The following is a 21,145-nucleotide window of genomic DNA, read 5'->3' on the forward strand; positions in this document are numbered from 1 at the left end:
TTGGAAAACATAACAAAACAACCACAACAACGGCGTAAATGGTTCAAAATGCCTCACACCTTCGTCATCTTGTTCATTTTGGTGCTGGTAGCTACTGTCTTGACCTATATTATTCCCGCAGGGGAATTTGATCGGGTCAAGGATGAAGCAACAGGCAAATCCTTGCTCGTTCCAGGTTCATACCATCATGTAGAGGCCAATCCAACGGGATTGTGGGATATTCCCAAGTCCATTGTTCGCGGACTGGTTGATTCCGCGGACGTTGTATTCTTTATTTTCATCATCGGCGGTGCATTTCAGATCATTACGAGCACGGGAACGATTGAAGCTCTTACAGGAAGGGTAGCCCGTTCTTTCGCTAATAAAGGATTATGGGTCATCCCGGTATTCATCACCTTGTTCTCCGTTGGTGGGTTTACGATGGGCATGTCCACGGAGGTTATGGTCTTTGTACCGATCGGGATCGCCATTGCGCGTGCGCTAGGGTATGACGCTCTAACAGGTACGGCGATGATCTCGCTGGGGGCCTCGTGTGGTTTTACCGCGGGACTGCTCAATCCGTTCAATGTGGGACTAGCTCAAGCTATTGCAGAAGTTCCGATTTTCTCAGGTATGTGGCTTCGTGCGATTATCCTGGTGTGTCTCATCTCCGTAACAAGTATCTATATTATGCGGTATGCGTCCAGAGTGAAGTCTGATCCAACTCGTGGTTTGGTGCATGAGCTGGAACAGGAGCAGGCAGCAGATACACCTGCAGTGGATCTGAATAAACTGCCAACGATTAGCATCACACATATTCTGACCATCATTACGATTGTAGCTGGCTTTGCCCTGTTAATCTGGGGTGTATCCAAAGAAGGCTGGTGGATGGAGGAACTGGCGGCTCTCTTCCTGAGCATGGGCGTGATCTCTGGTCTCGTGTCCGGGTTCGGTCCTAGCCGAATTGCAAGTGAATTCGTCAAAGGCGCAAGTGGTATTGCCTATGGTGCCTTTATCATCGGTCTGGCAAGAGGAATTATGGTTGTCCTCGATCAGGGTAACGTTATTGACTCCGTAGTATACGGAATGTCTACAGCGGTTGGCGAATTGCCGTCCTCCGTGCAGGTATTGGGTATGTATTTCTTCCAAAATATTATGAACGTGTTTATCACGTCAGGTACAGGTATGGCTGTGACTACGATGCCGATTATGGTTCCATTATCGGATCTGCTCGGGGTTACCCGTCAGACAGCCGTACTGGCGTTCCAGTTCGGAGACGGCTTCACCAACATGATTCTGCCAACGTCTTCTGCTTTGATGGGCAGTCTCGCGGTATCCGGCATTCCGTATCAGAAATGGGTTAGATTCTTTTGGCCGCTGATGGTCATGTGGATCGCTATGGGTATTGTATTTATGCTTATTGCCAATGCTATTCAGTATTCTTAATCGTTCAATTAAGATAAGTAACGAAAAATGTATTCCATAACTTACATTCCTTTCTATACATTTATATTGACTAAGCTATTCCGCTTCCGATAAACTAGAATGCAGGAATAAAAGTCGAATGTTCAAAGCAGCAGTTCGAGACATTGTTTCGGGCGGCTGTTTATTTTCTTTTTAATGAGCAAGGTTGCAACGTTGTAGTCTTGTCGGATGATCCGGCCAATAACAACATGGAATAGGAACAGGTGATACACATGTGTAACAGCGCGTACCGCGTGCTTTTATATTATAAGTTCGTGAAGATAGAAGACCCTGAAACGTTTACGCAAGAGCATCTGCAATACTGTAAGGACCTGGGTGTAAAAGGACGTATTCTGATTGCCTCAGAAGGCATTAACGGAACCGTATCCGGTACACCAGAGCAAACCGAGCAGTACATGAAGGATATGCATGCCAACCCGCTGTTCAGCGATATGGTATTCAAGATTGATGATGTCGAAGAGCATGCGTTCAAAAAAATATTTGTTCGTCACAAAGCCGAGCTGGTTACGTTCCGCGTGGACGAAGACTTGGACCCGAACGTCATTAGTGGTAAACGCTTGTCCCCAAAAGAATTTTACGAGCATCTTCAACAGGAGGATGTTATTGTAATTGACGGCCGCAATGACTACGAGTACGAGATCGGTCATTTCCGAGGCGCGATTCGTCCAGACGTTGAATCGTTCCGCGAGTTCCCGGAATGGATTCGGGAGAACCTGGGTGACATGAAGGACAAAAAGATCATTACCTACTGTACTGGCGGAATCCGTTGTGAGAAGCTGACTGGGTTCATGATTAACGAAGGTTTCCAGGACGTGGCACAACTTGATGGCGGAATTGTTACCTATGGTAAGGACGATGAGGTACAAGGTCGTCTGTTTGATGGCAAATGTTATGTATTTGACGAGCGTATTTCCGTGCCGATTAACCGGACGGATGAAGATATTGTGATTGCTAGCTGTTATCACTGTGGAACGACACATGACCGTTATATTAATTGTCCAACCTGCAACCTGCAGCATGTATGCTGTGAGGATTGCGAAGAGACGCATAACCGCTTTTGCTCGGATGCTTGCCGGGAGGCAGCACCGGTAACCGCATAAGCAGGGAGAGCAGGTGCTGATCGTGAAGCGCGAAGAGGAACGAACGACGCGTGAACGGATTTTGTTCATGCTCAAGCAGCAAGGCACAATGACCGCAAGGGAAATGACAGCTGAGCTTGGTCTGACCGGCATGGCGATCCGCCGCCACCTCACGGCACTGGAGCAGGATGGTTGGATTGAGGTTCGGGAAGCCAGAGCGACAGCAGGACGTCCATCCGCTGTGTACCATCTGACGGTACGTGGGGATAGCTTTTTCCCAAAATCATATTCATCACTGACCCTGGAACTGCTGGAGGAACTGTCGGATTCAGCGGGCAGCGGTGTCGTGGATGCATTGTTCGAGAGCCGTCGGGACAAGCTGCTTCGCAGCGGACAGCCACAGATGGAAGGTCAGGATCTGGCCGGACGTGTCGAGGAACTCGCGCGCATTCAGAATGCAAACGGATATATGGCCGATGCCTCCAAGGAATCGGATGGCACCTATGTGCTTACCGAGCTGAACTGCCCCATTGTGCAGGTAGCGAGTGTCTATAAACAGGCTTGCCGCTGTGAACTGGAACTGTTCCGTTCATTGCTGCAGGCTGATGTGGAGCGCACCGAATGTTATGCAGACGGCGGCAAAAAATGCACATACCAGATTCGCGAGGCGGCTGGGAATTAGAATGTATAGAGATTGTTTCGATCACTCGGAACAGTCTCTTTTTTTGTTTTATGTAATGTTTTCTCTCACGTATCTGCAATGAATGCAAATTGGAAGCGGTTCAACCATTGACGGGAAACAGGTCGCACCTTAATATTAGGGAAACAATAAAATACCAACACGAGTCATGGACTTCAGTCGCATGAGAAAAGTCTATATTTGTCTGCTTTTGTCGATCAAAGCAACAATGCGTTGAAGCGTTCGTTTTGTCCCGCCCTATCGTGTCACTTGGATAACGATGAGGGCATCAACATTTTAGAAGATGGAGAGGGGTTCTCACACATGAAAAAGAAATGGTTAATGTCTCTGATGATGGTTGCATCTATGGTTGTAGCGGCTGGTTGCGGAAATAACAGCGGCGGTAGCACAACGACCGAGGGATCTGGTGGCACAACAGGTGAAGGTACGGCAGAAAAATCGTATCGCATCGCGATCTCGCAAATCGTCGAACATCCATCGTTGGATGCCACACGTGAAGGATTTATTGCAGCGCTGAAGGATGCTGGTCTTGAAGAAAACAAGAATCTGACGATTGACTACAATAACGCGCAAGGCGATTCAACGAACAACCTGTCCATTGCCCAGAAAATTGCCGGGGATTCCAAAAATGATCTGGTCCTAGGGATTGCAACACCATCCGCACTGGCACTGGCTCAACAAGTAAAGGACAAGCCACTGCTGTTCGCAGCGGTGACAGACCCGCTGGGTGCCAAACTGGTGAGTGACATGGACAAGCCAGGTGGTAACGTAACAGGTGCATCGGATACGAACCCGGAGGCGATTGTGCAATTGGCTGATTTTATCGCCAAAAATTTGCCGGATGTAAAGACGGTAGGTCTGGTTATTAACGAGGGCGAACCAAATGCTGTTGTGATGGCAAACAACGCGGAAAAAGCGCTCGCAACACATAATATCAAGCTGGTCAAAGCACCAGTTACGAACACTTCCGAAGTAAAACAGGCGACCGATTCTTTGGTTGGCAAAGTAGATGCCTTCTATATCACGCTGGATAACTCGGTAGTTAGCGCAGTGGATACAATCATCCAGACAGCGAATAAAAATAAAATTCCGTTCTTCTCCAGTGACCGGGATACCGTGGAAAAAGGGGCTTTCGCAACCGTTGGCTTCAAATACTACGATCACGGATACCAAGTGGGTGAAATGGCTGCGGACATTCTGAAAAATGGATCGAAACCAGGCGACTTGAAAGTCACTGTGCCGGACAAGCTGGATCTGATTCTGAACCTGAAAGCGGCTGAAGCTCAAGGTATCACTGTTACCGATGAGATGAAGGCAGAAGTGAAGGACCAGGATAACAACATTATTCAATAATCTGACTGGAGATCCTCCGGCAGTACGGATGCGAGGCGGACGTGCAGGCGGGTTCGCCTCATTCTTTTCGATAGACAGGGAGGAAGCAATGTGAATTTGACTTGGGGTTCAATTGAAGGGGCAATCGAGCTTGGATTGTTGTATGCACTGATGGCATTGGGTGTATATATTACATTCCGCATACTGGACTTCCCCGATCTCACCGTAGACGGAAGTTTTACAACTGGAGGCGCAATCGCGGCGGTCATGATATCCAACGACTTCTCTCCTTGGCTCGCTTGCTTGGCAGCAATGGCTGGAGGAATGGTGGCTGGCGCTTGTACAGGTCTGCTGCATACCAAAGGCAAAATTAACGGGCTGTTATCCGGTATTCTGATGATGATTGCCTTGTATTCGATTAATATGCGTATTCTCGGCGCACCAAACAAATCCATTATGGGCATGGACAACCCATTTTCGGGTGAGCATGTCATGATCATCATAATCGTGGTTGTGCTGGTATTCAAAATCATGCTGGATCTGTTTATGAAAACAGATATCGGACTGGCACTGCGCGCCACAGGTGACAACAAACGCATGATTCGCAGCTTCGGTGCGAATACGGATGTGACCACCATTGTTGGTGTCAGTCTGTCCAACGGACTTGTTGCGCTGTCTGGAGCATTTATTGCACAGCAATCTGGTTTTGCAGACATTACGATGGGAATTGGGATGATCGTTATCGGACTGGCCTCCGTTATTATCGGGGAAGCGATTCTGGGTGCAAGAACCGTATTCTGGGCCACTCTTGCGGCAGTTGTCGGTTCAATTATTTACCGGATTGTGGTCGCGATCGCACTCCAGGTCGAATGGTTCGATACATCCGATCTGAAGCTAATCACCGCGGTGATCGTTATTATCGCACTTGTTTTCCCAACCATGCAGCGCTCCATGAAGCAGAAAAGTCTGGCTCGCAAACGAACCGAAGAGCTTATGGGCTCGTCGAGTCAACAGGCGAAGGGAGGCATGTGATTATGCTTGAGATTACACAAGTGACCAAACTGTTTAATCCGGGAACGACGGACGAGAAGACCGCACTAGTTGGTGTAAATCTGACCATGAATCCGGGAGACTTTGTGACGGTGATTGGCAGTAACGGCGCAGGGAAATCAACGTTGATGAACATTATTTCAGGCGTCATGAAGCCCGATATGGGCGATGTGCTGATTAATGACCGTTCCATCAAGAACCTGCCCGAGCATAAGCGTAGCAGCTGGATTGGCCGTGTGTTTCAGGACCCGATGGCGGGTACAGCACCGCATATGTCCATTGAGGAGAATATGGCGATGGCGTACAAACGCGGCAAGGGCCGGGGACTGGGCTTTGGAGTTACCCGTGCCAGACGGGAGATTTTCAACGCCCAGTTGGAGAAGCTTGGTATCGGGCTCGACAAACGTCTCAATGCTAAAGTGGGCCTTCTATCCGGCGGTGAGCGTCAGGCGCTCAGCCTGCTGATGGCCACATTCACCCAGCCGCAAATTTTGCTGCTGGACGAGCATACGGCTGCACTTGATCCTTCTCGTGCGGAGCTGATCACAGAGCTGACAGAGACGCTTGTACGTGAGATGAGACTTACAACGTTGATGGTTACACATAATATGGAGCAGGCCATACGTTTGGGCAATCGTCTAATAATGATGGACAAAGGCCGAATTATTTTGGACGTTAGTGAAGAACGTAAACGCACGCTGACCGTACCTGAGTTATTGGGTGAGTTTGAACGTATCAGTGGTAAAAAAATGGCCGATGATCGCGTGGTGCTGGGTTAAATCCAAGGAGCACCTTGCGATCACTGAAGAGAGCCAGTACATCACATTACAAAACCTTTTGCGTTCTCGCAAAGGGTTTTTGTGGTATGTTGAACAGAATAAGGACCACAATTAGTAAGCATACATAGGAGGGCCGTGCATGTCGTTACAATTCGATGAAGGAACATACAGCGTAACCCGGCGTACCGATTCCATCCGCCTGCTGGCGAAGGAATTTGCGCTGCTGCATTTTTTGTATGAGAACAAGGAAAAAGCCTTTACTCGCAGCCAACTGCTGGACCGGGTATGGCCCTTGGAATATCCGGTTGAACGCACCGTGGACGACCATGTGTATCGACTGCGCAAGAAACTGAAACGTTGGGAAGAAATTGCACTGGAGACCGTGCGTGGTTATGGTTACCGGCTTAACATCCGATCGAATATGGCGATATTGCCCTCTAACCCTTCCGCCCAAGATCAGGAGATGCGAGAAGTGATTCATGGATTGTTCCGCAAATATCATCTGTATGGGCAGGGCAAGTCGATGCTCACGCTGCTGGATCAGCAAGAAGCGCTGGGCATTGAGATTGATCCATTTTATCAGTTGTATATCCACTTTATTCAGGGAGATCTGGAATGGCTGATTACAACAACGGAAATTCCCTTCGAGGAACGTTTGTATTGGCTGCTCATTTTTACACATACCCTGATTGAACCATCGGAGAGTCTGCTATTGTACGAAAAGGCTCTGAATTCATCCGCTTTGTCTGCCGAACAGCTTCGTGAACTTCGCATTCTGAACATTGTTGAAGTCTACGCAGAGGTGGGCCAGTATGAGCAGGCCAAAGCTCGACTTATTGAAACGTATCATGTGATGGAGCAAGATGAACTGGTCCATTTCAGACTTCCGGTAAAGCTCTCAGCGTTGTATGTGGAACTGTGGGGTGGCAGCGGCGAAGAGGTAGAAGATCAAATGGCTTCTCTGCGTTCCGGGTTGAAAGATGCGCCATACTTGCGGGAAATCGGACGTTTTCAAGTAATGGAAGGCCTATGGCTGCTCAGACAAGGGAGAATACGAGAGGCAGAGCCGAGAATGGACGATGGTCTGGACGTATTGAAAATGACATTGAACGCACCGCTATATCTCAATTCGGCATACCAGATATTGTTGTTCATGGCACATCACCGGATAGAGGGGCGTCTTCGCACTAAATACCTTCAAATTCATGCGGATATCTCCAAAAGTTACGGCGTACCTGTTTATGGACAGCAAATTGTGGATGAAATCCGCACATTTTTATCCCCGTTTGCTCCATCCTCTGATCTTCCTCTGATATAACTCCCTTATGATTACAGCCAGGAACATACAAGCCAGCAACAAGGCTGTAATCAGGGGAGGAAGTATAACGTATGACCGTCGTTTCAAATGAACCCAATCCATCATCCATTTCGTCCAATAGCGCCTCCAAAAGCCTATGGACCAACTTCCGCTTCATGCGAATGTTTATTGCGTATTCGCTTGCAACCTTTGGAGATTGGTTTGACGCGCTCGCCATCCAGATCATGGTCGCTTATCGTTGGGGTGCTGATCCGCTGATCATTGCCCTTATTCCGGTATGTATGGCTGTTCCGGGTATCGTACTTGGCTCAGTGGCAGGTGCACTCGCTGATCGTTTGCACAAGGTGAAAATCATGATGATATGTGATGTGATCACCGTTGTATTAACGGTTGCAATTCTGTTCGCACCAAGTGCGGCTTGGCTGCTACCGCTTCTTGCTTTACGAGCGCTAATGGGAGTATTCCATGTTCCTGCGCAGCAGGCACTCACCCGCCAAGTAGTAGCAGAGGAGCATTTGTTCCAGGCATCGTCATTGAACGGTTTTGTGAGCCAATGCTCCAAAGTAGCGGGACCGCTGCTGGGTGCAGTCATTGTGGCCGTATTTTCACCGCAAGTTTGTATTTTAATCAATGCTTTTACACGTCTGTTGTCCGGAGCCGTATTATGGCCTTTACGGCGTCTAACAGAGAATCCAGAATCGTCTTCATCGGACGGGAGTCCTTTGGAAACGGGGGAGACCACGGAATCTTTATTCAGCCAATGGCAGAAAGGTTGGCGTTTTATTCAGAGCAGCCGCATCCTTCTGAGTACGATGCTGTTTGGTTGCTTTGGATTAATGGCGATCCTCATGATCGATTACCAGTTTACGACGCTGTTTCGGGAGATCAAGCCTGGCAACGAAGCCCTGATTGGCTGGCTGGGATCATCCGCTGGGGCAGGTGCGGTTGTGATCATTCTCCTGTTGAATCGCCTTCCGCGAATTGGTTATGGCTGGGGGCTGGGTGGAGGATATTTGCTGATTGGTGCGGGAATTGCTGCGCTTGGTTGGGTTAGTTCTCAAACGTCCGAGTTCTGGATCATCATCTGGGGCTTATGCATCGGAGTGGGCAATGGTCTGTTCATGGTGACGTTGAATTACTTGCTACAAAAAGAAACTCCGCCTGCCTATGTAGGCCGTGTATTCGGTATTCAAAACTCACTTTCCAGTGTCGTGCTGGTCGTTGCTCCACTTGCTGGCGGCGCCTTGATTCGGAGTGTAGGACCCAGTCCCACATTTCAATATATCGGCATGGCGACACTGGCCATTGGTTTGGCAGGCATGCTGCTGCAACGAATCTTATGGGTGGGGAAACAAGCGCATCCGGTAGAGTCGACTGGAGAACTTGGACAGAAGTCAGTCAGACAGCCATAATTGCCATTGTTACGGTAAAAAGAAGATCGAACGATGAACAGCCGCTACGGTTACTTATCCGTAAGCGGCTATTTCTATTTAATAGGGCAGTACATCATGCTTCCCACCAAGAGAAATAGGAAGTGGAGGCCATCAGCCCACCAACAGACAGGGATCCGCTCACCGACAGGTTAATGGACTGACCGGGAGGAACCACGTAACGTCCTAACTCGTTGGATAGAAAGGGCCCTACCTGCAAGGGCATAGCCAATAAGGTTGTGGTACCCGTGGGAGCGGCAGCGGAGAATCGTACCGTTGCAATGCTCGTATTACTGCTTGATAAATTATTGTTTACCGGTGTGAGTGTGCTCGGTGATGTCAATGTTCCATTTGCAGACAGAGTCATGGTACCACTGAAGGAAGAAAGCAAGTTGAGCGCGACCGTGATTCCACCGGAAAGCCGTGATATATACACATTTTTACCGCTCCCGACTGGGTTGGTCAGTTGGACAGTAGCAATAACACTGCCCCCCAGCAATCCTAGTGTTGTGGAGTTGGTTGAGCCTGCATTGTACAGATTGCCAGTACTACCTGCATTATTCTCAGGTGGAGCCACAATGCCGGGAGAAGTAAACGTATTCGTAATGGACGTATAAACGGGACGGTTTAGCGGGTTGAACACGTGATCATTCGGCATTGTGCACACTCCTTTTCTAAATGATATGTCAGAATTCCCACCAGGAAAGATTAATGGAGGCGGTTTGGGAACCCGTTCCCGCACTGATGGATAGTGTCTGCCCTGGAGGGACGATGATAGAACCGTTCAGGTTTAACATATACATGCCCGCTGTAAGAGGAATGCTTAACAAGCTTGTTAATGTTCCCGTTAATGAGCCGGTATTTTGCCTTGTTGTCATCACACTCGTATTGGTATTGCCCAACAATGTATTGACTGGCGCAGGTGTGGTACCACCTGTAATGGTTCCGCCGGAATAGACAATGAGTGTAGCAGCTGCGGTTGTACCTCCGCTGATCCTAGAGACGTACAAGGTACGCCCACTGCCCGCTGCATTAACGACCTGCAGCAACAGATTTAGTCCAGCACCTACACTGACATTATTGGTAGTCAGTGCAAATGAACTGCCTGCGGCTGCCGCACCGCCCTCTGGAGTGGACTCAATGCCGGGGGCAGAGAATGTATTAGTTAGTTGAGTATATAAGGGGCCGTTGGATTGATTAAATACATTGGAATTGGTCATATAATCCACCTCCAATCTGCTTGAATAAGTAATCAAAGCGATTTTTTTGGAATGAGCTGTTTCTATGAAAGTTTGAAAGAGAGCCGTGAAGAGGTTGTACTTGCAGTGTATGTGGGAAACAAGGGAAGGGTTTGGGATATGCATAGTAAATCCTCAAATAACGGCGCATGCCGTGCCCGTATTTTACATGCAGGCATACGATGCGGAAGCACATTTTTTAAGGGGAAATCGATATGAGTCGAACAGCGAAGCGTAGCAAGAAGAAAACGAACCAAACAACTAAATATGTCAGCCGCCGCCAATCCCGTCGTTCCTGCCGCGCTAAATTGCTGAAACCTCCTTGTTCCCGGATTACTCGTCCCCGGTTCAAGCAGGGTAGTTCCTCACGTACGACACTCCCTGGTGCTACTCACTGTTTTACAGAGCATACGTATGTCGGAGCCGAGACAAACGGTAGTATGAATTCTCTTCCGGCTCAAGACACCTCATCGCTCAGCATGTACACATATGGCATTGTAAATCGGGGCGAACATCCGGCTCTTGTGCAGATCCAGATCAGCCCTAATGCCAGAGACTATGCTGTGGACAGCCAGGAAGTGATTGCCGGAGGTCAAACCAAAGCGCTGGTGCCGCTGCGATTTCTGCGTTATACCCGGCTGGTTATCCAATCGGTTGAACCGGATCAGCCAACCCGGCTCGATGTATATTTTCAGGCGCAGCGTATGCCGTAAGAACGTGGAATACAACCGATTTGACCAGGGAGGAGGACGAGGCATATGCCTAACTTTACAACGTTTAATACGAATCCGGATAATCTCAGGACTTTGATTTTTGGTCATGATAGTACAGGTGCTGCCCAGCCGGTTCACACCGATACAAGCGGGAACGTACTCGGAATTATTTTGGATGGTACGATTAGTAATATATCAGGTCTCACTACCGTTACCATTAATGCCGGAACCATCACAAATATTCTGAACGGAACGATTACCAGCGTCCTCGGAGCAACGATCACGGCGGGTACCATTAACAGCGTGCTTGGCGCAACCATCACAGCCGGAACATTAACAAACCTGCTGAATGGTACGATCACCAGTGTTCTGGGAGCTACCATTACTGCCGGAACGATCACAAGTGTGCTCGGGGCAACCGTTACTGCGGGGACATTAACAAACCTGCTCAATGGTACCATCACCAGCGTGCTTGGAGCTACAATCACCGCAGGAACGTTGACCAACTTGTTGAATGGTACAATCACGAGTGTCCTCGGAGCGACGATTACAGCAGGAACAATCACCAGCGTGCTTGGAGCCACAGTGACAGCGGGAACACTAACCAACTTGCTAAACGGTACAATCACGAGTGTCCTCGGAGCGACAATTACAGCAGGAACGATCACCAGCGTGCTTGGAGCCACGGTGACAGCGGGGACGCTGACAAACTTGCTGAACGGTACAATCACGAGTGTACTTGGGGCGACAATTACAGCCGGAACAATCACCAGCGTGCTTGGAGCCACAGTGACGGCGGGAACGCTGACGAACTTGCTAAACGGTACAATCACGAGTGTCCTCGGAGCGACGATCACCGCAGGAACGATCACCAGTGTGCTTGGAGCAACAATCACTGCGGGTACAATCACCAGTGTCCTTGGAGCTACGATTACCGCAGGAACACTGACGAACTTGTTAAATGGTACCATCACCAGCGTATTGGGAGCTACCGTGACAGCCGGAACGTTAACGAATTTGCTGAACGGTACGATTACCAGTGTACTGGGTGCCACCATTACAGCCGGAACATTGACGAACTTGTTAAATGGTACCATTACCAGCGTATTGGGAGCCACCATTACAGCGGGTACACTCAGCAGCGTGACGTCCATTTCGCAAAAGAGCTTTCAGGAATCACAGCTTCTTAGTACGCCGACGGCAAACACGTTTACACCGCTTCCGGCGGTCACGACGAGTGTATTCGGCACTTATTCTTTCTTTGTATATAACAGGGGTCCGGGGCTTAACCGGGTTGATGCCCGCGTTGAAATCAGTGCCAACGGTACCAACTGGTACGATGATGTGGACACGGTGACCGGGATTTTGCCAGGCTCGGTGGATGTTCTGGTGCCACAGCGTTTTCTCAAATATACACGTCTTTCCTACCGCTCCAGTCTGCTGGGAGCACCCAGCACGATTGATGTGTTCTTCAATGGACAAGGCACATAATCTGGCTAGTTGTCATATAGGTACATGGAGTCCCTTTGATGGGCTTCATGTACTTTTTTGCATTGGAGGTGGCTGCATATGCAGAACAGGTTACTCGGAATTCATATGATTGTGCAAAATGAAGAACATCATCTGGCCCGCTGTCTCGACAGCTTCAAGCCGATTGGCAGCGAATGCTTCATCACAGATACCGGCTCAACAGACCGTACACCGGAGATCGCCAGACATTATGGAGCAACCGTGCTTCACGCCCGTTGGGAAGATGATTTTGCACATGCCAGAAATATAAGTTTGCCTCTCGCGAGCACAGAATGGATTCTGTGTCTGGACGCGGATGAGTATGTCATACAGGGATTGGAAGAGCTTTTGGATTATCTACCGAAGGTCCATAAGAGCGTTTTGAGACTACGGATTACGATAGAGAACCGAATTGGCGAGGGAGCGGGAGAGCGTGTGATCTTCCAACCTGTGCGTCTTTTTCGCGCCCACAAAGGATATCGGTATGCGGGGCGTATACATGAGCAATTGGTTCGTGGAGGAGCAAAGGATAATGGAAAACAAGAAGAAGGGGCTCTGGAAATAAACGACTCCTCTACCCGTGAGGAAGACGGTATCGCTGAGCATGAACCCTTGGCTCCACTGCGTTTGGTTCATGATGGTTATTTGCCGTCCACGATTGCTCTAGGACATAAACCTTTGCGTAATCTAAAGCTTTTGCAGCAGGAATTAGCTGATCGTCCGGGGCAACCTTTTCACCTCTATAATGTGGGGGTGACATACTGCCAGTTAGGGAATATCGAACAGGCAGCAGAAGCCTTTACTGAATCCTTTCTTCATACACCGCTGCACGCTCCGTATCGCTCCACCCTGGTTCGGGACTATGCCAAGGTTCTACTGGCAATGGGGCGTTATGACGAGGCTCATGGATTATTGGCGGTAGAAAGACAGCGTTATGCGGGGTATGCCGACCTGCATCTGATATATGGAGAGATTTTGGAGCAACAGGGTCTAGAGGAGAGGGCCTACAAGTCCTATGCAAGAGCAACAGATTGCCGGGAGGGCTTCAATGGAGCTGATCTCAAGGACAATAACAAGGCAGAGATTCGAGGCATACATCAGCAAGCAATCGAGCAAACAGATAAACCGGGAAGCGATGAATTACGTGAGGGCAAGTCCTCTGATGATGTTCACAGAGAGCCAGCCCGATTGGAAAGACATTACGTAACGGATATAGGTAGCGATAGCTACAAGGCCTATACAGCCATGGGAAGGCTTGCACAGAAAAGAGGCTTTCTGCAGGAGTCTGCTCATCTGTACAGCCTGGCTCTGGGGAGTGAGATCACGTATGCTCCTGCATGGACAGGGTTAGCCGATGTATTGCAGCAATCCGGAGAGACGGATGAAAGCATAACAGAGACACTATGCGCACGCTGGAAAGAGCATTCAAAGAAAGAGGATCCAGATCTGAGCGGAGTCACATACGATGATGGTCAGGCATATGTGGTGTATGCACTTGCTTCCAGCGGAGCGTATGGGCAAGCATTAGACTTGCTACATGGAGATGCCCGAAATACGCGTATAAAACATGAAGAGTACCTGTATTGGATGTTATGTGACAACAGGGTATCAGATGCGTTGCAGTTCGTGCAGAAACAATGGAGTGACGAGCAACGTGCGGGCGTAAACCTCCAACCTGAGCAACGACTAGACTTGGCATTGACCTTTTGGGCAAATGAGTTGTCTGTATCCGAATCATTTATGGCAGCAGCAGAACCTCAGGAGAGGGAAGGATGGAGATTGCTGAATGGCCTGCTGGATACGGGAAAACGGGTGCATGCCGAGGATGACAGAGATGGGGAAATAGTTCACCAGACGCTTCAGGCTGCAACGGAGCTGAGTAAGAACATATTGATTCGGGCAGTACAAATGGGACAACTGGCGTTTGCCAGGAACCTGTACGAGAAGATGGCTGCAATTAGCCCTGAACACGATGGAAATGGTGTTCATAGCCGTTGGCTGGCCGCTGTTCTTTACCGCCAGGGATACACCATGGCAGCCGCAGAGCTGCTGATTCAATGTATGTCACAAGGTGATTTGGATGCGGAAAGCCTCTTTTACCTCGGGGAAGCCGTGTATGCTAAAGGGCATTATGATCAGGCATTGATTCTTTTCCAGCAGGCATTGGAGAAGGACTCAGAACAGCGGCAGGCGAGGGCTGGAGCTGCTGTCTGTTATATGCGGCAGGCGCTAGGGGTTATCAGACACGAACAAACTCGTTCTCCCGCTGACAAAGAACTTATGGCACAACAGACTGTGCTGGAAACGCAGCTACGAACCGCCGAAGGCATTCCTTGGCGTACGGTGTTCCATGCGAAGGAGAGGAGGAACCAGCTTGCCGACCAAACACATTCACATTTCATTATGCATGATCGTGAAGGATGAAGAAGAACTGTTGCCTCATTGTCTTGAAAGTGTCCGCGGGGCGGTGGACGAGATCATTGTTGTGGATACCGGTTCGTCGGACCGAAGTGCTGCCATTGCCAGGGAATATGGGGCAGTGGTTGTGCCGTTTGTGTGGAGCGACGATTTTGCCGCGGCACGAAATGCTGGGCTGGAGCAGGCTTCGGGCGAATGGATTCTTTTTCTCGATGCGGACGAGGCGCTGGATAAGACAGCACGGGAGCAGATCAGAAGCTGGACGGCAGCCAGCGGATGTGACGGATTGTTTTTAAATATTCATAATTATACAGGTTCTGGTCAGCAAGGGGTGACGGTAAATCCAGTATTGCGCCTCTTCAGGAACGAGCCGGAGCATCGGTTCGAGGGTCGGATTCATGAGCAGATCGCGGTGGCAATTTGTCGGAAAAATCCACAGGCTGCTTTTCACGTGACAGACATGATCATCCACCATTACGGGTATCAGACGGCCATTGTGGAGCGCAAAGATAAGGTGAACCGGAATTTGCGTTTGCTTCAACAGGCGGTGGAGGAAGAGCCAGATCAGCCGTTCCATCACTATAACCTGGGTGTTGAGTATTTACGGATGGGAGAAACGGAACAGGCGCTGAAGACGTTTGGGGTAGCAAAAGCGGGAATTGATCCCACCCTGACAAGTTATGCACATCTGTTGTTCAAATATGAGATTCGCTGTTTCCAGAATTTGAGTCGCTGGCAGGAAGCATTGGATCACATCCATGCTGCTCTTGAACTCTTCCCAGAATACACGGACCTGCTGCATCATCGCGGAGTATGTGAGGAGGCGTTGGGCGAGACCGAAAAGGCAGAGCTATCACTGCGTGAAGCTGTTCGTATGGGACCGCCGCCACCCATATTTCATACGGAAGAAGGAATCGGAGCCTATCAGACCTGGTATACCCTGGGGAGGCTGCTGGAGGGGCGGGCGGACCTTGAAGGCGCAGTGGATGCTTATGTGGAAGCAGTCCGTGCCAAATCGAGCCTGCTGCCGCCCTTGTACCGGATTTTTCGGATCATGCGGGTTTCGGGTCAAGAGCAACACTTGGTGGAACTGATTAGGGAGCGATTTGCAATGACTTCAGAAGAGGCAATTCAGAAAGTATTGGGCATTCTGGAGCAGTGTCGTTGCTATGATACAGCTGTGCAGTTGTTGCCAGACATATCTTCAGACCTTTCAGCGGAGATGAGGGGGAGGTTATCCATGGCTGAGGCTTTGCTTCAGATTCAACAGAGGAAATGGAACAAGGCACGCCTTAAGCTGGAGACGGTACGGCGAAAAAAAGGAGAGCTTTCTGTGTCAGCTACCCATTGGATAGAGCGACTAGACTGGATTGAAGGTAGAACGATCGAGGGGAAAGATCAACTGACTTCTTGGCTGTACCGTCATTCGCAACCGGGTACGGAGTCGGAGCGATATCAACAGGCAGAAAGAATCAGTAGTTCACAAGCCGTTGCCCAAAATGACGACTCAAACGTGGGTGCTGGAACAGCATATAATGGCTGGCAGGCACTTGGACTGATGATGGAAGGATGTGTGCAATCCGGGAAATGGGATGTGCTGCATACGCTGGTCCAGCTTGGTCAGGGGCAGTTGGCAGAAGGAGTGTATCCATTGGTGGAAGGAGCCCGGCAGGAAGCGGGAGAACCCTTTCCCGGAGCCTCCGATTCACGTGTCGGAACGAGCTGGCTGGTGAAAGGGCTTGTCAGTGCTGCCGATCATCATTTGGAGGCATATGCTCAAGGGACAGAAGGACAGCGAGATCGTTGTTGGCCTGTGGTTCAACAGATTAGGCTGGATTTACCGGGGCCGGATGGTTTTGAGTTTTGAAGATTGAATGAAAGAGAGCAGAACCCCGAATAGGAAGGAGGGAGGATGAACATGCAGACAGGAATCAGCCTGTGCATGATCGTGAAGGATGAGGCCCGGTCGCTTCAGCGATGCTTGGATGCTATTCAGGATGTTGTGGATGAGATCATCGTTGTGGATACGGGATCAACGGATGAGACGATCCACATTGCCCGTCGTTATGGTGCGGTTGTCATCAGTGCAGCATGGACCGGAGATTTTAGTGCTGCCCGCAACCTGTCCCTTGCTGCTGCCACTCATCCTTGGATTCTGGTACTGGATGCGGATGAAGTCTGGATGCAGACCGAGCACAATCTGGCCGAGATGAAGCGGCTGCTGACCTCAAGTCAGGACGACGTATGGGGATACTGGATACAGGTCACGAGTTTGCTCGGAATGTCTGGAGAAGAGCGTGTGACGGATGCCGTGTGTCGTTTATTTCGGAATGATCCCCGGATTGCTTTTCAAGGCATGATTCATGAAGAAGTGGCATCTTCGATTCTCTCCTTCGCTCCGTGGGGTGTGGTCGATTCCGGGCTTGAGATTATTCATTATGGCTATCTGGAGCACGTTATTGTTGGCAAAAATAAACCCGAGCGCAATATGCGGCTAATTCGCTCCGCTCTTGAAGAGTCACCGGATCAACCGGAACTGTTATATGCGATGGCTGCCGAGTGGTTTCAGCAAGCGAGATACGATGAAGCGCTCAAGTTGTTACAGCCTTTGCTGGCAAAGCTTACGCCGGAATGCGGATATCATTCGGATCTGGTACTCAAAACGGCTTATGCCTGGCGGGAACGTAGCCGCCCAGAGAGAGCACTCGCTATCGTTGAGGAATGGAGGCCGGTGTATGCTGACTTCCCTGACTTGCTGGAGCTTGGTGCTGTGTTGGAGCTCGATCAGGGACGGGATGCTGCGGCGCTTGACTGGCTGAAGCAGGCCAAAGCGGCAGCATCCACAGCCAGTCGATATACGTCTGTTTCTGGTGCCGGAACTTATCGCAGCCTGACTCTGGAAGGCATGGCCCATGAACGGCTGGGCTGCTGGCAGGAGGCAGCTAAGGCTTATACATCTGCGCTCGCTGTACAGCCCGGCAGCTTGTCAGCATGGCAGCGGCTGCTGCTGCTGGCCGCAGCTAGCGGGCGGCCGAACGCCATCGCAAGCGCAGCCCAGCGGATAAGCCTGCCGCCTGCGGCCTGGCAGGCGCTGATCCCGGCCGCGCTGGATGCGCATCGGCCGGAATGGCTGTCGCGCCACGCGGCCTCGCTGGCCGCCGCGCTGCGGGCGCAGCCCCTCGCCGCTGGGCTGGCGCTGGCCCAGCTCGGCGAGGACGCCGCTGCCATGGCGGCTTTGCAGCCCTGGGCAACGCATGCGCAGCACGAGCCGGAGGCGGCGCTAGCGCTGTGGGCGCTCGGCCACAAGCAGCCCGGCGAGCACCGCACCCGGGCTGCGGCGGGCTTAGCGCGAGGCGTCGCAGCGTCGCCGTCAGCGCGACGTAAGGCCCGCCAGCAGGGGGCCGCGCCAGACGCAGCCCGCGCAGCGGAAGCGCTGCTGCGCGGCGGCGCCCCGGCTCGCTGCGCCCCGCCAGCGCCGCAGGCCGTGCACGCCGCGGCGCTGGCGCTCGCGCGCGTAGGCGCCTGGGCCGCATGGCTGCGCCTGCTGCAGGCCCTGCCGCCCGGCCAGGCGCCGGCGCTGCTCGCGGCGCTTCCGCCTGCGGCCCGCTGCGGGCTGCTGCGCGCTCCCGCTAGCGTGCGTGAAGGGCTGCATGCGCTGTTCGGCACGCCGCATGGCGCCCAGCAGCCCTTCACGCACGAAGTGCCCGCCATGGTACTGGCGGGCACGCTCGCTTTGCTCGCAGGGCGGCAGCGCACTGCGCGTGATTGGGCCGAATGGGCCCAAGTCACTGCACGGCAACCCGCCGCCTCCGGCAGCCCGGCGACCACCGTCCCGCCGGGCCTGCACACCCTGCTGCGCCTGACATCACCCGGCGCAGCATCCACCGAAGCATACGCTAACCAGTGCAGCATGCTGCTGGTTCATCTCTAACGGCTTCGGTATCCAAAGGTTTAAGGATTTGGAGTTAATCTCAATCTATGCCCTCATCAGTGATCCCATTTATCCATCCCAATTACTCCTTACGAATAACAGCACGAAAACAACGGATTGCCGGGCCATACATGTCAGACCAGATGGCATCCTCCGGTTCTTTCACGCTCAGCTTACCTTCGATCGTCAGTCCAGTGACAGCCATAATGGTCTCCAGCAGATCAGGGCGCATCTCGGGTACATCAAACGTGGCTATCAACCGTCCGTCCGGCTTCAGCACCCTGGCGAACTCGCGAAAGGCGCGCAGCATCGTGCCTGTATCCAGATGCTCCAACACAGAGATGCAGAATACGCTGTCAAACATCTCCGGTGCATACGGAAGCTGAGCCAGATTGGCCTGCGCAAGATGCAGTCGGTCCAGGCTCAATTCCGGCAGGTCGCGTGCGGCCTGTTCACCAAAATCAGAAGCGATATCCAGCCGGATCGCTTCTCTGGACAAAATACGCTCATCCCAATCACAGGCATGAACTTCCCGGCAGTGCTCTGCCAGCCAAAATTTGAATGGATGGGATATACCACAGGCGGCGTCGAGTACGACGTCTTCTTGACGTGCAAACTGGCGTGCCCATTCGTACTCGTACGGACGGCTCCACCACGCAGGATGCAGTGGAAAAACCAATGTATCCGTTTTGGGGTCGCCCTCCCGAATGTATCTTGATTCCGTGAAATCCGTTGCATTTGGCGTATCCATCATCCCCGAATTCCCTCCTTTAATCCTGCTTCTGCCAGAAAAGATTCCAATACCGTACTCCATCTGCGCCGCCAGTGGGAGATGTCGTAGGATAGCGCCGTCTCGCGGGCATAGATACCCAGCCGCTCCCGCTCGGCCCGGTCTTGAACGAGACGCACCAGCGCGGCGGTCAGCGCTTCTTCCCCTGGAGGTACCAGCAGTCCGTTGAAGCCATCCTGAATCAGATCATTCAATCCGCCAACATTGGAAGCAACAACCGGAAGTCCACAGCTCATCGCCTCCAGACAAGCGTAGGATGTTCCTTCCGAGAAGACTGTCGGGATCACCGCGATATCTGCCTGATGGTAGGCCTCGCGAATATCCCGAAAATCATACGTGCGCTGTATAATTCGATCCGCATGGGGGTGCGTACGATGCCAATATCGGAAGGATCGACCCACCGTACTGCCTTCAACCAGCTCTCCCGCAAATTCGACCTCCAGATCGGGAAAGGCACCGAGCAGTCGGTCTGCTGCCAGCATCATCGGAATAATGCCCCGTTCCATGCTGATGCGGCGTGGATATAAAATGCGCAGTGGACGTGAGGGGTTCACATTAGTTGCAGCCGGTGTGTCGTCGCCCTGATCCTTCAAATGTTCATCCATCAGCTCATTTGGCTGCCGACCAGTGCGGCCCTGTTGGATATCCCTCGAGTCCAGTTCTTCAGCGATTACTGTCACCTCGGATTTGTCCGCCCGCACCATGCCGTTTCCAACGTTTCTTTCCCCCACGGATGACGCAGCATTCAACCCCGAGATGGCAGCTTCAGCATGCTCTTCATGGCCTGCAAGATCTTTCTTCCATGCAGCCAGCCATTCTTCTTCCTGTTCAGGCTCAAACGTACGCCTTGGCGGAGCAGGTGTGAAGTAGGAGGTATCCACCGCATTGGGAATAAGCACGACCTGACTGGCATCCGCAAACGTACAAGCAGCACGGCAAAAGGTCTGAAAATGGGAATCGACCGACACGATGCGTACAAGTCCATCCAGTGCCAGCTGAATATGCTCAGCAACTTGCTGCTTGGTTTCGAGTGGCAGCGCGGGACGATCCCAGTTAATGCCATGGCAGATACCGAGGCTGCCCGGCTTGTAGGCAATGGGCTGCCACAGGCAGCTTGCATAGATCACAGGCCCTCGCGCTGCCGCAGCCATTCGGACAAAAGCTTCGGGCACATCATTCATATCGTAGGCATACCCATATACATCGATCTGTTCCGTGCGGGTATGAAAAGCTTCAAAATAGGACAACTGATGAACCTCGGGGATATGTCCCAATCCGCGGATTACACTGCACAAATCAAGAACGTAACGCTCCAGACCGCCCCCGAACACCCGGCTGAATTCCCGGTTATATCCATCGGTGAAGCTGTGTGTCAATATGCTGACCACGCCCAT

Annotated in this window: 17 protein-coding genes; 13 read left to right on the plus strand and 4 right to left on the minus strand. The window is 51.4% G+C overall.

Annotated features, from left to right (window positions below; genetic code table 11):
• The 8 genes from MHB84_RS14610 to MHB84_RS14645 all read left to right on the plus strand — a co-directional run bounded on the left by MHB84_RS14610 (position 1) and on the right by MHB84_RS14645 (position 9,134).
• Entirely contained in the window at positions 1-1,425 is a 1,425-nt protein-coding gene (locus MHB84_RS14610) for a YfcC family protein (protein ID WP_246318049.1), read from the plus strand.
• Between the two features lie 251 nt (positions 1,426-1,676).
• On the plus strand, positions 1,677-2,564 hold the full coding sequence (trhO, locus tag MHB84_RS14615; protein ID WP_076287400.1) for an oxygen-dependent tRNA uridine(34) hydroxylase TrhO: 888 nt from the start codon (positions 1,677-1,679) through the stop codon (positions 2,562-2,564).
• A 22-nt stretch (positions 2,565-2,586) separates the two neighbouring features.
• Positions 2,587-3,225 (plus strand): helix-turn-helix transcriptional regulator, encoded by a 639-nt coding sequence (locus MHB84_RS14620; protein WP_076287707.1) that lies wholly within the window; start codon positions 2,587-2,589, stop codon positions 3,223-3,225.
• A 321-nt stretch (positions 3,226-3,546) separates the two neighbouring features.
• Complete coding sequence (locus tag MHB84_RS14625) at positions 3,547-4,596, plus strand: ABC transporter substrate-binding protein (protein WP_076287401.1); 1,050 nt, start codon at positions 3,547-3,549, stop codon at positions 4,594-4,596.
• A gap of 150 nt (positions 4,597-4,746) precedes the next feature.
• A complete protein-coding gene (locus MHB84_RS14630; protein ID WP_064642035.1) occupies positions 4,747-5,607 on the plus strand; it encodes an ABC transporter permease in 861 nt (286 codons plus the stop codon).
• Positions 5,608-5,609: 2 nt separating this feature from the next.
• Entirely contained in the window at positions 5,610-6,404 is a 795-nt protein-coding gene (locus tag MHB84_RS14635) for an ABC transporter ATP-binding protein (protein WP_076287403.1), read from the plus strand.
• Between the two features lie 139 nt (positions 6,405-6,543).
• Entirely contained in the window at positions 6,544-7,722 is a 1,179-nt protein-coding gene (locus MHB84_RS14640) for a winged helix-turn-helix domain-containing protein (protein WP_076287404.1), read from the plus strand.
• A 71-nt stretch (positions 7,723-7,793) separates the two neighbouring features.
• On the plus strand, positions 7,794-9,134 hold the full coding sequence (locus MHB84_RS14645; protein ID WP_076287405.1) for an MFS transporter: 1,341 nt from the start codon (positions 7,794-7,796) through the stop codon (positions 9,132-9,134).
• A gap of 94 nt (positions 9,135-9,228) precedes the next feature.
• Here MHB84_RS14645 and MHB84_RS14650 read toward each other — a convergent pair whose 3' ends face one another.
• Positions 9,229-9,810 carry a hypothetical protein gene (locus tag MHB84_RS14650; protein WP_076287406.1) on the minus strand — a complete coding sequence of 194 codons (582 nt, stop codon included), beginning with the start codon at positions 9,808-9,810 and terminating at the stop codon, positions 9,229-9,231.
• A gap of 28 nt (positions 9,811-9,838) precedes the next feature.
• The gene (locus tag MHB84_RS14655; protein WP_076287407.1) at positions 9,839-10,372 is read right to left on the minus strand and encodes a hypothetical protein; all 534 of its coding nucleotides are present in this window, start codon (positions 10,370-10,372) and stop codon (positions 9,839-9,841) included.
• Between the two features lie 233 nt (positions 10,373-10,605).
• Here MHB84_RS14655 and MHB84_RS14660 point away from each other — a divergent pair, with 233 nt between their 5' ends.
• From MHB84_RS14660 to MHB84_RS14680, 5 genes are all read left to right on the plus strand, one after another.
• Positions 10,606-11,103 carry a DUF6385 domain-containing protein gene (locus tag MHB84_RS14660; protein ID WP_076287408.1) on the plus strand — a complete coding sequence of 166 codons (498 nt, stop codon included), beginning with the start codon at positions 10,606-10,608 and terminating at the stop codon, positions 11,101-11,103.
• Between the two features lie 45 nt (positions 11,104-11,148).
• On the plus strand, positions 11,149-12,594 hold the full coding sequence (locus MHB84_RS14665) for a DUF6385 domain-containing protein (RefSeq protein ID WP_256716708.1): 1,446 nt from the start codon (positions 11,149-11,151) through the stop codon (positions 12,592-12,594).
• Between the two features lie 78 nt (positions 12,595-12,672).
• Positions 12,673-15,036, plus strand: a complete 2,364-nt coding sequence (locus MHB84_RS14670) for a TPR domain-containing glycosyltransferase (protein ID WP_076287409.1) — start codon at positions 12,673-12,675, stop codon at positions 15,034-15,036.
• Positions 14,987-16,897, plus strand: coding sequence for a tetratricopeptide repeat-containing glycosyltransferase family 2 protein (locus MHB84_RS14675; protein WP_076287410.1), 1,911 nt, complete (start codon positions 14,987-14,989; stop codon positions 16,895-16,897). Before MHB84_RS14670 ends, MHB84_RS14675 begins: the two co-directional genes overlap by 50 nt.
• 51 nt (positions 16,898-16,948) lie before the next feature.
• The gene (locus MHB84_RS14680; RefSeq protein ID WP_076287411.1) at positions 16,949-18,961 is read left to right on the plus strand and encodes a glycosyltransferase; all 2,013 of its coding nucleotides are present in this window, start codon (positions 16,949-16,951) and stop codon (positions 18,959-18,961) included.
• A gap of 82 nt (positions 18,962-19,043) precedes the next feature.
• On the opposite strand, the gene MHB84_RS14685 is transcribed toward MHB84_RS14680, so the two are convergent.
• A complete protein-coding gene (locus MHB84_RS14685; RefSeq protein ID WP_076287412.1) occupies positions 19,044-19,715 on the minus strand; it encodes a class I SAM-dependent methyltransferase in 672 nt (223 codons plus the stop codon).
• On the minus strand, positions 19,712-21,145 hold the full coding sequence (locus MHB84_RS14690) for a glycosyltransferase family 4 protein (protein WP_076287413.1): 1,434 nt from the start codon (positions 21,143-21,145) through the stop codon (positions 19,712-19,714). The genes MHB84_RS14685 and MHB84_RS14690 overlap by 4 nt, the downstream gene beginning before the upstream one ends.

This window comes from Paenibacillus sp. FSL F4-0087 (assembly GCF_038020215.1).
In the GTDB taxonomy this organism is placed as follows: Bacteria; Bacillota; Bacilli; order Paenibacillales; family Paenibacillaceae; genus Paenibacillus; species Paenibacillus taichungensis.